Origin of the sequence: Pseudomonas sp. FP1742, from assembly GCF_030687145.1 — a bacterium.
Classification (GTDB): Bacteria; Pseudomonadota; Gammaproteobacteria; order Pseudomonadales; family Pseudomonadaceae; genus Aquipseudomonas; species Aquipseudomonas frederiksbergensis_D.
Genome location: NZ_CP117460.1, coordinates 2363464 through 2377493, shown reverse-complemented (window position 1 = coordinate 2377493; position 14030 = coordinate 2363464). Strand labels below are relative to the sequence as shown.

The 14030-nt window shown below is 58.6% G+C and carries 11 protein-coding genes; 6 read left to right on the top strand and 5 right to left on the bottom strand.

All coding sequences use genetic code 11. The features are described from left to right. Positions 1-163: 163 nt before the first annotated feature. Together lolA and PSH64_RS10565 are read right to left on the bottom strand one after the other, a co-directional pair. Positions 164-787: an outer membrane lipoprotein chaperone LolA gene (gene lolA, locus PSH64_RS10570; RefSeq protein ID WP_305480612.1), complete on the bottom strand. Its 624-nt coding sequence runs from the start codon at positions 785-787 to the stop codon at positions 164-166. Positions 788-855: 68 nt separating this feature from the next. After that, positions 856-3261 (bottom strand): DNA translocase FtsK, encoded by a 2406-nt coding sequence (locus PSH64_RS10565; protein WP_086944984.1) that lies wholly within the window; start codon positions 3259-3261, stop codon positions 856-858. A 306-nt stretch (positions 3262-3567) separates the two neighbouring features. Between PSH64_RS10565 and trxB the strand changes: the two genes are divergently transcribed. From trxB to infA, 4 genes are all read left to right on the top strand, one after another. Next, positions 3568-4527, top strand: coding sequence for a thioredoxin-disulfide reductase (gene trxB / locus PSH64_RS10560; RefSeq protein WP_305480611.1), 960 nt, complete (start codon positions 3568-3570; stop codon positions 4525-4527). Between the two features lie 68 nt (positions 4528-4595). Next, positions 4596-5276: a leucyl/phenylalanyl-tRNA--protein transferase gene (gene aat, locus PSH64_RS10555; RefSeq protein ID WP_105343916.1), complete on the top strand. Its 681-nt coding sequence runs from the start codon at positions 4596-4598 to the stop codon at positions 5274-5276. A gap of 57 nt (positions 5277-5333) precedes the next feature. Beyond that, entirely contained in the window at positions 5334-6041 is a 708-nt protein-coding gene (locus tag PSH64_RS10550) for an arginyltransferase (RefSeq protein ID WP_105343919.1), read from the top strand. A gap of 100 nt (positions 6042-6141) precedes the next feature. Continuing rightward, on the top strand, positions 6142-6360 hold the full coding sequence (gene infA / locus PSH64_RS10545) for a translation initiation factor IF-1 (RefSeq protein WP_002553999.1): 219 nt from the start codon (positions 6142-6144) through the stop codon (positions 6358-6360). A gap of 238 nt (positions 6361-6598) precedes the next feature. Here infA and clpA read toward each other — a convergent pair whose 3' ends face one another. Together clpA and clpS are read right to left on the bottom strand one after the other, a co-directional pair. Continuing rightward, positions 6599-8869, bottom strand: coding sequence for an ATP-dependent Clp protease ATP-binding subunit ClpA (clpA, locus tag PSH64_RS10540; protein ID WP_305480610.1), 2271 nt, complete (start codon positions 8867-8869; stop codon positions 6599-6601). 30 nt (positions 8870-8899) lie between these two features. Next, on the bottom strand, positions 8900-9262 hold the full coding sequence (gene clpS, locus PSH64_RS10535; protein ID WP_015094394.1) for an ATP-dependent Clp protease adapter ClpS: 363 nt from the start codon (positions 9260-9262) through the stop codon (positions 8900-8902). 224 nt (positions 9263-9486) lie between these two features. Between clpS and PSH64_RS10530 the strand changes: the two genes are divergently transcribed. Further along, the gene (locus PSH64_RS10530) at positions 9487-9768 is read left to right on the top strand and encodes a cold shock domain-containing protein (protein WP_105344298.1); all 282 of its coding nucleotides are present in this window, start codon (positions 9487-9489) and stop codon (positions 9766-9768) included. Between the two features lie 73 nt (positions 9769-9841). Here PSH64_RS10530 and icd read toward each other — a convergent pair whose 3' ends face one another. Beyond that, positions 9842-11098, bottom strand: coding sequence for an NADP-dependent isocitrate dehydrogenase (gene icd / locus PSH64_RS10525; protein ID WP_305480609.1), 1257 nt, complete (start codon positions 11096-11098; stop codon positions 9842-9844). A gap of 506 nt (positions 11099-11604) precedes the next feature. Here icd and PSH64_RS10520 point away from each other — a divergent pair. Further along, a complete protein-coding gene (locus PSH64_RS10520) occupies positions 11605-13830 on the top strand; it encodes an NADP-dependent isocitrate dehydrogenase (protein WP_105343928.1) in 2226 nt (741 codons plus the stop codon). Positions 13831-14030 lie beyond the last annotated feature (200 nt).

The following is a 14030-nucleotide window of genomic DNA, read 5'->3' as shown; positions in this document are numbered from 1 at the left end:
ACTACTTATGAAACCTCACTGGGTCCTGATGCCGATCAGTCAAAGCACTAACATACAATCCCTGTGGGAGCGGGCTTGCTCGCGAAAGCGGTGTGTCATTCAACATTGATGTTGGCTGATCCGACGCCTTCGCGAGCAAGCCCGCTCCCACAGGTCCTGCGTCTTACTCCTGGATCACGTCCGCACCTTTAGGGATGTCGAACTTGAATTTGGACGCCGGGATCGGCTCGTTGGCCTTCACACCGGTGAACAGGATATTGGTGCGCTGGCCGACGCTGTCGATCATCTGCATATCATTGACCAGACCATTGCGGAACGACAGGCGCAGGCTGTCGAACAGGGTGTCCTTGGTTTTCGGCTTCAGGGTGAAGTCAATCACGCCGCCGGCTTCCTTGGCGCTGATGTCGAAGCTCTGGCTGATCTTGGACACATCACCGGACAGCAGCAGCGCCGGGGTCTGGGTCAGACGCTGATCGAGCGTCTTGATGGTGGCCTGTTCCAGATCCGGGTCCCACAGGGTCACTTTCTTACCGTCCGAGACCATGGTTTGCTCGGCCGGCGCGTTGGTGTGCCAGTAGAACAGGCCCGGGCGCTGCAAGGACATTTCCCCCGCTGTTTCTTGTAATTGAGTGCCGCTGCCATCGAGGGTCAGCTGGGAAAAACGCGCGCTCAGGGTCTGGGATTTTTCCAGCAGTTGAGTCAGACGCGCCACATCCTTGTCATCGGCGTGGGCCGAGAGCGTGGTCAAAGCCAGTACCGGCAGCAACAGCATGCGGATAAGACGCATGGGAGTCCTCATAAACATTCGTGGGAGTGCGGGCGGCGCCTCAGGACGCCGCCCCTTTCAAAACCGGATCAGTCGCGCACCGGGCCAGGGGCCAGGACTTCACGCGAGCCGTTGGTGTTCATGGACGTCACGACCCCGGCCATCTCCATGGCTTCGATCATGCGCGCCGCGCGGTTGTAGCCGATTTTCAGCTTGCGCTGAACCGCGGAGATGGACGCACGACGGCTTTCCAGGACGAACTGCACCGCTTCGTCGTAGAGCGCATCGGTTTCGGCATCATCGTCACCGCCACCGCCGCCGTTTTCAAAGCCGCTACCGGCTTCTTCGACACCGGCCAGGATGTCATCGTTGTATTCCGGCGCGCCGCGCAGTTTCCAGGCTTCAACCACCCGGTGCACCTCGTCATCGGACACGAACGCGCCGTGAACACGAATCGGCAGGCTGGTGCCCGGCGGCATGTAGAGCATGTCACCGTGGCCCAGCAATTGTTCGGCGCCGCCCTGGTCGATGATGGTCCGCGAGTCGATCTTGCTCGACACCTGGAACGCCATGCGGGTCGGGATGTTCGCCTTGATCAGACCGGTGATCACGTCCACCGACGGACGCTGGGTCGCGAGGATCAGGTGGATACCCGCCGCACGGGCCTTCTGCGCGATACGGGCGATCAGCTCTTCAACCTTCTTGCCGACGATCATCATCATGTCGGCGAATTCGTCCACGACCACGACGATGGTCGGCAATTTTTGCAGCAGTGGCGCTTCGTCGTGAATGCTTTCGCGCTTGTACAGCGGATCGCTCAACGGCTCGCCGGCGTCCTGGGCTTCCTTGACCTTGGCGTTGAAACCCGACAGGTTACGCACCCCCATCTTCGCCATCAGTTTGTAGCGCCGCTCCATCTCGGCGACGCTCCAGCGCAAGGCGTTGGCGGCATCCTTCATGTCGGTGACCACCGGGCACAACAGGTGCGGAATGCCTTCGTAGATCGACAGCTCAAGCATTTTCGGGTCGATCATGATCAGCTTGGCGTCTTCCGGGCCAGATTTGAACAGAATCGACAGGATCATCGCGTTCACACCCACCGACTTACCGGAACCGGTCGTACCGGCCACCAGCAAGTGAGGCATTTTCGCCAGGTCAGTGATGACCGGCTTGCCGCCGATATCATGCCCCAGGGCCAGGGTGACCGGGGACTTGAAGTTGTCGTACTCAGGGGTCGAGAGCACCTCGGAGAACCGCACGATCTGCCGGTCTTCGTTGGGAATCTCGATACCGACCGTGGTCTTGCCCGGAATCACTTCCACGACACGCACACTGGTCACGGCCAGCGAGCGAGCCAGGTCTTTGGCCAGGTTGGCGATGCGGCTGACCTTGACCCCGGCGGCCGGCTGGATTTCGTAACGGGTAATGACCGGGCCCGGGTGAATCGAATCCACCGAGACTTCGACGCCGAATTCCTTGAGCTTGATTTCCAGCAGGTGGCCGACGGCCGCCAGGGATTCAGGCGAATAATTGAGTTGTTTCTTTTCCGCAGGGTCGAGAATCGAGATCGGCGGCAAGGTGCCTTCCACGGCGCTGTCGACGAACAACGGCGCCTGTTTCTCTTTTTCCACGCGTTTGCTCGGAGCGGCCGGTTTGGGCGGCGCGGGTGCAATCACCGGCGGCACCTGCTTTTCGCGCTCGGACATGTGCTTGCTCAGGGCCTGCTCGCGCTCGATCAGGCGTTCCTTGACCTTGGCCTGCTCGCGTTTGTCGGTGACCGTCGGCGCAACCACGTCATGCACGCGATCGTCGACTTCACGCAGCTGGGCGACCAGTTGCTTGCGTTCGGTACGGGCTGCCCACCAACGATTGGCCGCGCCCTGAAACAATTCGAACAGATCAAGGGTGATCTTGCCGGTGACGTCCATCACCTTGAACCATGACAGATCGGTAAACACCGTCAGCCCGAACAGGAACAGCGCGATGAACAGCAACGTGCTGCCCTGGATGTTCAGCGCATTCTTCGCCAGGTCGCCGAGGCTTTCCCCCAAAGCGCCGCCCGCGCCGGCCGGCAGACCGGTCGCCGCATGGAAATGGATATGGGCCAGCGCCGCGCCCGACAACACCAGAAACACCAGGCCGATCAGGCGCCAGGAAAACAGCCAGCCGCTCCACTGCCACGGCTCGTGGCGCTGGCGGAAGATCTGGTACGCCTTGATCGCCAGCAGCAACGGGAAAATGTAGGCGAAGTAACCCAGGACCATGAACAGGATGTCGGCGCTGTAGGAGCCGGCAGGCCCGCCGAAGTTCTGCACATCGTCGATCTTGCTGTTATGGCTCCAGCCCGGATCGTCCTTGCCATAGGTCAACAAGGCCATCATCAGGAACAGGCACAAGGCACCGATGGCGATCAATGCACCTTCCTTGAGCCGGTAGTGCAATTGCTGACGCCAGAGCGGAACGACTGTTTTAGGTGCTGCGGTGGATTTCTTCAAAACGCTTCTTTTCCTGCGCCCGTGGCGCGTCCATCTGTTGAATGACTATAAAAACTGCCCAATCCAGGCAGGTAAAAAAGTTAACAGCCCCAACCGGGACTACTTTTAACACTGTGCCCCGGGTTTTCGAAATACGGCACGCAGCGCTTTTTTGATACAAACACTGTTACAAGCGGGCATTGTACGGGTTTGTTCGCCCAATGCCATGCTTGAGACCCTTGGCTCCAGCATAGCCAACAGCACAGTACGCGCCGTCCAATTTGAGCATGCATTCTCTTTTGTGACAAAGGCTTATGAGGTGTTTTTATGAGTGAAGCGAAGCATTCCCGCCTGATCATTCTGGGTTCCGGCCCTGCCGGTTACAGCGCAGCCGTTTATGCCGCTCGCGCCAACCTCAAACCCGTCGTCATTACCGGCATACAGGCAGGTGGCCAGCTGACCACCACCGTCGAAGTCGACAACTGGCCTGGCGACGTCGAAGGCCTGACCGGCCCGGTGCTGATGGAACGCATGCAAAAACACGCCGAACGCTTCGACACCGAGATCGTCTACGACCACATCCATACCGCCAAGTTGCAACAGCGCCCGTTCGAGCTCATTGGCGACAGCGGCACCTACACCTGCGATGCGCTGATCATCGCTACCGGCGCCTCGGCCCAATACCTGGGGCTGCCATCGGAAGAAGCCTTCGCCGGCAAAGGGGTTTCGGCCTGCGCCACCTGCGATGGCTTCTTCTACCGCAACCAGGTGGTCGCGGTGGTCGGCGGCGGCAACACCGCGGTGGAGGAAGCGCTGTACCTGTCGAATATCGCCAAGGAAGTTCATCTGATTCACCGCCGCGACAAGTTGCGCTCGGAGAAGATCCTGCAGGACAAGCTCTTCGAGAAAGCCGCCAACGGCAACATCCGCCTGCACTGGAACCAGAATCTGGACGAAGTGCTGGGTGATGCCAGTGGCGTGACCGGCGCCCGCCTGCGTCACAGCCATACCGGCGAAACCCATGATCTCTCGCTGGCCGGCGTGTTTATCGCCATCGGCCACAAACCCAACACTGACCTGTTCCAGGGCCAGCTGAACATGCGCGACGGTTACCTGCTGGTCAAGGGCGGCAGCGAAGGCGACGCCACCGCCACCGACATCCAGGGCGTGTTCGCCGCCGGTGACGTGGCCGACCACGTTTACCGCCAGGCGGTGACCTCCGCCGGAGCCGGCTGCATGGCCGCGCTGGATGCCGAGAAGTATCTCGATGACATCCCCACCGTTTGACGGTTAACCTTCTTCAAGGCGGGCTTGCCGGCCCGCCACCGCCCTCCCCTTCTGCAAGCCCGGATGCCATGCTGACTTGGTTACAACGCAATACCCTGACTTTTCCGCCGCTGGAAAAAGCCATGCGCGACCCCAACGGACTGCTGGCCGCGGGCGGCGATCTGTCCGCCGACCGTCTGATTCAGGCCTATCGCCATGGCTGCTTTCCCTGGTTCTCGGAAGGCCAACCGATTCTCTGGTGGTCGCCGGATCCACGCACGGTGCTGTTTCCCGACGAACTGCATGTCTCGCGCAGCCTGAATAAACTGCTGCGCCAACAACGCTATCAAGTGACCTTCGATCGGGATTTTGCCGCGGTCATCCGCGCCTGCGCCGCGCCGCGCGAGTACGCCGACGGCACCTGGATCACCCAAGCGATGCAGGACGCCTACGTTGAGCTGCACAGGCGCGGCTACGCCCATTCGGTGGAAGTCTGGGACGATGGCGTGCTGGTCGGCGGGCTCTACGGCCTGGCCATGGGGCAGCTGTTTTTCGGTGAGTCGATGTTCAGCCGTGCCGACAACGCCTCTAAATATGGCTTTGCCACACTGGTGCGACATCTGAAAGACTCAGGTTTTGTGCTGATCGACTGCCAGATGCCTACCGATCATCTGCACAGCCTGGGCGCCCGAGCGATTCCCCGCAGCGAGTTTGCCGGCTATCTGGCGCGACACCTGGATCAACCCGATCATGCCACCTGGGTTTGCTGAGCGACATTGGCGCGTGTGGCTTACACTTAATGCAAAAGCTTATCCCGAGGGTTGATCATGACCGAGTTGGCGCGTTTGAAGTTCTATGCCACTCAGCCCCACTCTTGCAGTTATCTGCCCGAGGAGCAGGCCACGACGCTGTTCCTCGACCCTAGTCAGCCCATGGATGTGCATGTCTATGCAGACCTGTCGGAAATGGGTTTTCGTCGCAGTGGCGATCATCTCTACCGGCCTCATTGCCAGAATTGCAATGCCTGCGTACCGGCGCGTATTCCTGTGGCGCAATTTACCCCCAACCGTCAGCAGAAACGTATTCTCAAACGCAATGCCGACTTGCAGGTGCGTCCAGCCAGGCCAAAGTTCAGCGAAGAGTATTTCGACCTCTATCAGCGCTACATCGAACAGCGTCACGCCGATGGTGATATGTATCCGCCAAGTCGCGACCAGTTTTCGACCTTCCTGGTACGCGACTTGCCATTCTCCCGGTTCTACGAATTTCGTCTCGAAGGCCGCCTGGTGGCGGTGGCCGTTACCGACTTGCTGCCCAACGGCCTGTCAGCGGTCTACACCTTCTACGAGCCCGACGAGGAGCGTCGCAGCCTGGGGCGTTATGCGATCCTCTGGCAGATTGCTGAAGCCCGTCGCCTGGGGCTGGAAGCGGTCTATCTCGGCTACTGGATCAAAAACTGCAAAAAAATGAGCTACAAGACCCAATATCGCCCTATCGAACTGCTGATTAATCAACGCTGGATCATCCTGAGCTAGAACCCCTTGGCTTAAACCCCATTTTTCGGGCACAATGCACGCCGCTTTTGCCTGGCGCAGTTGCACCGGGCCATTCATTGGACACCGAGGGCTTTACTGCATGTCGAAAGAAGACAGCTTCGAAATGGAAGGCACTGTCGTCGACACCCTGCCCAACACCATGTTTCGTGTGGAGTTGGAAAATGGGCACGTCGTAACCGCGCATATCTCCGGCAAGATGCGCAAGAACTACATTCGTATTCTTACCGGCGACAAAGTGCGCGTCGAGCTGACGCCCTATGACTTGAGCAAAGGGCGCATCACCTACCGCGCTCGCTAATCAAGTCAATACAAAACGCCCGGCTATGCCGGGCGTTTTTGTTTGTGCGGGATTTGAGTCAGCGCGCAAGGACCAATGTGGGAGCGGGCTTGCTCGCGAAAGCGGTGGGTCAGTTTGCATCATTGCTGAATGTGCCGCCGTCTTCGCGAGCAAGCCCGCTCCCGCAGGGGATTTATGTATTTCTCGAGGCAGCAAAAAGGCGCCAATCGGCGCCTTTTTGCTTTGTTGCGGTTTAACGTCAGGCCATTTCAGCCGTGGTCTCGAACTCGAAGGTCAGCTCGCCGTCCTTGATGTCGATGTGTACCACACCGCCATGTTCGGCCAGTTCGCCAAAGAGTATCTCCTCCGCCAGCGGACGCTTGATCTTGTCCTGAATCAAGCGCGCCATTGGGCGAGCCCCCATGGTCACGTCGTAACCACCGGCCGCCAGCCAGCTGCGAGCAGCGTCGGTGACTTCCAGCAGCACACGCTTGTCTTCCAGCTGCGCCTGAAGCTCGGTAAGGAACTTGTCCACCACGCTTTTGATGACCTCATGGCTGAGGCGACCAAACTGGATAATGGTGTCCAGACGGTTGCGGAACTCCGGCGTGAAGCTCTTCTTGATCACTTCCATCGCATCGGACGAGTGGTCCTGATAGGTGAAACCGATCGAAGCACGCGCTGCGGTCTCGGCACCGGCGTTGGTCGTCATGATGACGATCACGTTACGGAAGTCTGCCTTGCGCCCGTTGTTATCGGTCAGCGTACCGTGATCCATGACCTGCAACAGCAGGTTGAAGACTTCCGGATGCGCCTTCTCGATTTCATCGAGCAACAGCACGCAGTGAGGCTGCTTGGTAATGGCTTCGGTCAGCAGACCGCCCTGGTCGAACCCGACATAACCTGGAGGCGCACCGATCAGACGCGATACGGTGTGGCGCTCCATGTACTCGGACATATCGAAGCGAACCAGCTCGACCCCCAACGCCTTGGCCAGTTGCCGCGCGGCTTCGGTTTTACCGACACCGGTAGGCCCTGCGAACAGGAACGAACCGACGGGTTTGTCAGGCGACTTGAGGCCGGCACGGGACAGTTTGATCGCGGTCGACAGCGAGTCGATCGCCGCATCCTGGCCGAATACCGTGAGCTTGAGGTCACGCTCAAGGTTACGCAGCAGCTCTTTGTCGGAACTGGTGACGTGTTTTGGCGGAATTCGCGCGATTTTCGCAACGATGTCCTCGACCTGAGGCACTTCGATGCGTTTCACGCGCTTCTCGATCGGCTGCAGGCGCTGGTAGGCACCCGCCTCATCGATGACGTCGATGGCCTTGTCCGGCATGTGCCGGTCATTGATGTAACGCGAGGCCAGTTCGGCAGCGGCGCGCAGGGCTTCATCACTGTATTCGATGTTGTGATGGAGCTCGAAACGCCCTTTCAGACCGCGCAGGATACCGATGGTGTCTTCCACCGAAGGCTCCGACACATCGACCTTCTGGAATCGCCGGGCCAAAGCACGGTCCTTCTCGAAGATCCCGCGGAATTCCTGGAACGTGGTCGAACCGATGCAACGGATATCGCCCGACGACAGCAGTGGCTTGAGCAGGTTCGAGGCATCCATGACGCCACCGGACGCAGCGCCCGCACCGATAATGGTGTGGATCTCGTCGATGAACAGGATCGCCTGCGGACGCTTCTTCAGCTCATTGAGCAACGCCTTGAAGCGCTTCTCGAAATCGCCGCGGTATTTGGTTCCGGCCAGCAAGGCCCCCAGATCGAGGGAATACACCACGCTGTTGGCCAGCAGGTCCGGCACCTGGTTGTCGACAATGCGCTTGGCCAGGCCTTCGGCAATCGCGGTTTTACCCACGCCCGCCTCGCCCACCAGCAATGGGTTGTTTTTGCGACGCCGCGCCAGGATCTGCGCAACGCGCTCGACTTCGAGCTCACGGCCTACCAATGGATCGATACGACCCTGGCGCGCGAGTTCGTTGAGGTTGCTGGCATAAGCATCCAGAGGATTGCCTGAAGAAGAAGACTCACCGCCCTCGTCGTCCTGCATATCTTGTTCACCTTCAGAGTGATCGCCATGCCCCGGCACTTTGGAAATGCCATGGGCGATGTAGTTGACGACATCGATGCGCGCAACGCTCTGCTGTTTCAGCAGAAACACTGCCTGACTCTCTTGCTCACTGAAGATCGCGACCAGCACGTTGGCGCCAGTCACTTCGCGTTTGCCCGAGCTCTGTACGTGAAAGACAGCACGTTGCAGTACACGCTGGAAGCCCAGGGTTGGCTGGGTTTCACGATCCTCGTCATGCAAGGGGATCAATGGCGTGGTGGAGTCGATGAACTCCTGCAGGTCATGCTTGAGTTTGTCGAGGTTTGCGCCGCAGGCACGCAAAACGGTAGCGGCAGCCTCATTATCCAATAGGGCCAGCAGCAGGTGTTCGACGGTCATGAATTCATGACGCTTCGAACGAGCCTCCTTGAAGGCTAGATTGAGGGTGACTTCGAGCTCGCGGTTTAACATAGCTTCACCTCATACCCAAGTGGTCGGCGATTAACCGTCCTTCTCGATTTCACAGAGTAGCGGATGCTGGCTTTCCCTGGCGTACTGGTTGACCTGCATGGCCTTGGTCTCGGCGATGTCGCGGGTAAACACTCCACATACTGCCCGTCCTTCTGTATGAACGGCCAGCATGACCTTGGTCGCCAGCTCGCGATTCAGGTTAAAAAACACCTCGAGCACTTCGACGACGAAATCCATCGGTGTGTAGTCATCGTTGAACAAAACCACCTTGTACATAGGCGGCGCCTGTAAAGCAGGCTTAGCCTCCTGAACAGCAATGCCTGCGGAATCGTCGTCGTGTAAATCAGGGCGATCCTGATTGAATGTTAGTCGAATCTGGCTGATTGCATGCATGGAAAGAAAGGTTCGTCAGTTGTGCAAATACAGTGGTGGGGGCGGCCATCGACGATTTCAACTCCGACTGCCCGGTCACCTTGACTATCGGAAAATCGGTGTTACAACCAATAGAGCCCACAGTGGGTAAAAAAGGTCCGCGGAGTCAATCTATTTACAAGATTAGACTGCGGATTAACTGGATGATACTCCAGTGATGGAGTCTGTTGCAGAGGGATATGGGTATGGCTGTCGGTAAGGTGAAATGGTTCAACAATGCCAAGGGGTTCGGTTTCATTAATACCGAGGCCAGAGAAGGTCGCGACGAGGATGGCAAGGATATCGATTTCTTTGCCCACTACTCAGCCATTGATATGGATGGATACAAGACCCTCAAGGCAGGGCAAATCGTTAGTTTCGAGATCGTTCAGGGCCCCAAAGGGTTGCATGCTGTAAAGATCACACCTGCCACCTTCCCGAACGGACAGACCGCACCTTCCATCAAGCCAGAAACAGTGTCGAGCTGACACAACCTGCCATCCAGTCATAAAAAACCGCCCGAAGGCGGTTTTTTTGTACCGATTCACCTACATGTGCGGCTTACATATGCGAGATGAGCGCATCGCCAAACCCGGAAGACGATACCAGCTTCGCGCCATCCATCAGGCGTTCGAAGTCATAGGTCACGGTTTTAGCGGAAATCGCGCCGTTGGTGCCCTTGATGATCAGATCCGCCGCTTCGGTCCAGCCCATGTGACGCAGCATCATCTCTGCGGACAGGATGAGCGAACCCGGGTTGACCTGGTCCTTGCCGGCGTATTTCGGTGCGGTGCCGTGGGTGGCTTCGAACATGGCCACGGTGTCGGACAGGTTCGCACCCGGCGCGATACCGATACCGCCCACTTCCGCCGCCAGGGCGTCGGAGAGATAGTCGCCGTTGAGGTTCAGGGTCGCGATCACATCGTACTCGGCCGGGCGCAGCAGGATCTGCTGGAGCATGGCGTCGGCGATGGCGTCCTTGACGATGACGTTCTTGCCGGTTTTCGGGTTCTTGAACTGCATCCACGGACCGCCGTCGAGCAGGGTCGCGCCGAATTCTTCAGCGGCCACTTCGTAGGCCCATTCCTTGAAGGCACCCTCGGTGAACTTCATGATGTTGCCTTTGTGCACGATGGTCAGCGAGTCGCGGTCATTGTCGACTACATATTGCAGAGCTTTGCGCGCCAGACGCTTGGTGCCTTCCAGGGACACCGGCTTGATACCGATACCGCAGTTTTGGTCGAAACGGATCTTGGTGACGCCCATTTCTTCTTTAAGGAACTTGATGACCTTGGTCGCTTCCGGCGAACCGGCTTTCCATTCGATACCGGCATAAATGTCTTCCGAGTTTTCGCGGAAGATGGTCATGTCGACGTCGCCTGGCTTCTTGACCGGGCTCGGCACGCCTTCGAACCAGCGCACCGGGCGCAGGCACACATACAGGTCGAGTTGCTGACGCAGGGCCACGTTCAGGGAACGGATGCCACCGCCAACCGGGGTGGTCAGAGGGCCCTTGATGGAAACCACGTAATCCTTGACCGCGTCCAGGGTTTCCTGAGGCAGCCAGGTGTCCTGATCGTAAACCTGAGTCGCTTTCTCCCCGGCGTAGACTTCCATCCAGGAAATTTTGCGCTCGCCGCCGTAAGCCTTCTTAACAGCAGCATCGACAACCTTGATCATGACCGGGCTGATATCAACGCCAATACCATCGCCTTCGATGAAGGGAATGATCGGGTTGTTAGGAACATTGAGAGAATGGTCCGCGTTGACGGTGATTTTTTCGCCGACGGCTGGAACCTGAATCTTCTTGTATCCCATGCTGAACTCCATTGTTTGGATTGAACATCTGGCTTCGTCCGAGCGTACCCCAGTTGAATCGGCGCGCAAACCCTATGTTCCGCCCATCTGCTGCAAAGCTGCACAGTTCGTGACGTACAAGCCTGAAAGCAAAGGGAAAAGCGCCAAACTCAAGCACGCCATACAAGGCTACTCCCCACACCTGCCTGCGACCTTTAGACCAATGGACGAGAATCGTTGCATATGAACCATCGGCAGATTGCCAGCTACCTATGTATAATGCCGCCGCTTACCACAGAGTCACGACGGCCGACCGCTCTGCCACTGGAAATGTAGCCGAGACCCTGGGCCCGAAAAAAGCAGGATTGTTACCGCAGTCCACCCGCTTGACGCTCGACCGATGCACCCAACATCACCGCAAAGAACCTCGACATTCGGCTCATGGATGACTTTGAACGAACGCGCTTACCCGGCGCCCCTCGAGTTTCTGTGCACGCTTTAGCAAAGAAGAGAGAGTTAATCCGAATATGCCCACCCGCTCGAAGATCATCTATACCTTCACCGACGAAGCCCCAGCCCTCGCCACCTATTCACTGTTGCCTATCGTAGAGGCCTTCACCGCCTCGGCTGATATCGCCGTTGAAACCCGCGATATCTCTCTTGCAGGGCGCATTCTGGCCAGCTTCCCCGAGCAATTGGGTGACAAAGCGGTAGCCGACCACCTCGCCGAACTGGGCGACCTGGCCGTTACACCTGAAGCCAACATCATCAAATTGCCGAACATCAGCGCTTCGGTTCCGCAACTGCAGGCCGCGATCAAAGAGCTGCAAGCCCAGGGCTACGCACTGCCGGATTACCCGGAAACCGTGACCAGCGACGCCGACAAAGAAGCCAAGGCCCGCTACGACAAGATCAAGGGCAGCGCCGTGAACCCGGTTCTGCGCGAAGGCAACTCCGATCGTCGCGCACCGCTGTCGGTCAAGAACTATGCACGCAAGCACCCGCACAAAATGGGCGCCTGGGCCAAGGACTCCAAGTCCCACGTCGCCCACATGAGCACCGGCGATTTCTACGGCAGCGAAAAAGCTGCCCTGATCGACGCCGCTGACGCCGTCAAAATCGAACTGATCGCTCAAGACGGCACCACCACCGTCCTGAAAGAAAAAACCACCGTACAAGCCGGTGAGATCCTCGATTGCGCGGTCATGAGCAAAAACGCGCTGCGCAGCTTCATCGCAGCAGAGATCGAAGACGCCAAGGCAAAAGGCGTGCTGCTGTCGGTTCACCTCAAAGCCACCATGATGAAGGTCTCCGACCCGATCATGTTCGGCCAGATCGTTGCCGAGTTCTATAAAGACGCACTGGCCAAGCACGCTGACGTGCTGGCGCAGATCGGCTTCAACCTGAACAACGGCATCGGCGACCTGTACGCTCGCATCAAGGCCTTGCCTGGCGATCAACAAGCGCAGATCGAAGCGGACATCCAGGCGGTCTACGCCGCTCGTCCGTCGTTGGCCATGGTCAACTCCGACAAAGGCATCACCAACCTGCACGTGCCGAGCGACGTCATCGTCGACGCCTCGATGCCGGCGATGATCCGTGACTCCGGCAAAATGTGGGGCACCGACGGCCAGCTGCACGACACCAAGGCGGTGATCCCGGACCGCTGCTACGCCACCATCTACCAGGCGGTGATCGAAGACTGCAAGGCAAACGGCGCCTTCGATCCGACCACCATGGGCAGCGTGCCGAACGTCGGCCTGATGGCGAAGAAAGCCGAAGAGTACGGTTCCCACGACAAGACCTTCCAGATCAAGGCCAACGGCGTGGTTCGGGTTTCCGACAGCGCCGGTCGCACCCTGCTGGAACAGTCGGTTGAAGCCGGCGACATCTTCCGCATGTGCCAGACCAAAGACGCACCGATCCAGGACTGGGTCAAACTGGCCGTCAACCGTGCTCGTGCAAGCGCCACCCCTGCGATTTTCTGGCTGGACCCAATGCGTGCCCACGACGGCGTGGTGATCGAGAAAGTCCAGGCCTACCTGAAGGATCACGACACTTCCGGCCTGGACATCCGCATCATGTCGCCAGTCGACGCGATGAAGTTCACCCTGGACCGCACTCGCGCAGGCAAGGACACCATTTCGGTGACCGGCAACGTATTGCGCGACTACCTGACTGACCTGTTCCCGATCATGGAACTGGGCACCAGCGCCAAGATGCTGTCGATCGTTCCGCTGATGAACGGCGGTGGCCTGTTCGAAACCGGCGCTGGCGGCTCGGCACCGAAGCACGTTCAGCAGCTGCTGGAAGAAAACTTCCTGCGCTGGGATTCCCTGGGCGAGTTCCTGGCCCTGGCCGCCTCTCTCGAGCACCTGGGTGTGACGTACAACAACCCTAAAGCGCTGGTATTGGCCAAGACCCTGGATCAGGCCACCGGCCAGTTCCTGGACAACAACAAGTCGCCATCGCGCAAAGTCGGCAACATCGACAACCGCGGCAGCCACTTCTACCTGGCGCTGTACTGGGCTCAAGCCCTGGCCGCCCAGACCGAAGACGCTGCACTGCAAGCGCAGTTCGGCGAGCTGGCCAAAACCCTGACAGCGAACGAAGCAACCATCGTTGCCGAGCTCAATGCCGTTCAGGGCAAGCCAGTGGACATCGGCGGTTACTACCACGCCAATGCCGAACTGATCAGCAAGGCCATGCGCCCGAGCGCAACCTTCAACGCCGCGATCGCTGCGCTGGTTTAAGGTTGTAAGGGCACATCACAAACCCCGGCCATGTGCCGGGGTTTGTGTTTGTGGCGCTGGACCAATGTGGGAGCGGGCTTGCTCGCGAATGCGGTTTATCATTCAACATTCATGCTGGCTGACCCACCGCTTTCGCGAGCAAGTCGAATCGTCGCACCGCCGCTCCCACATTGACCGTGTTTCAACATTCAGAATCGAGG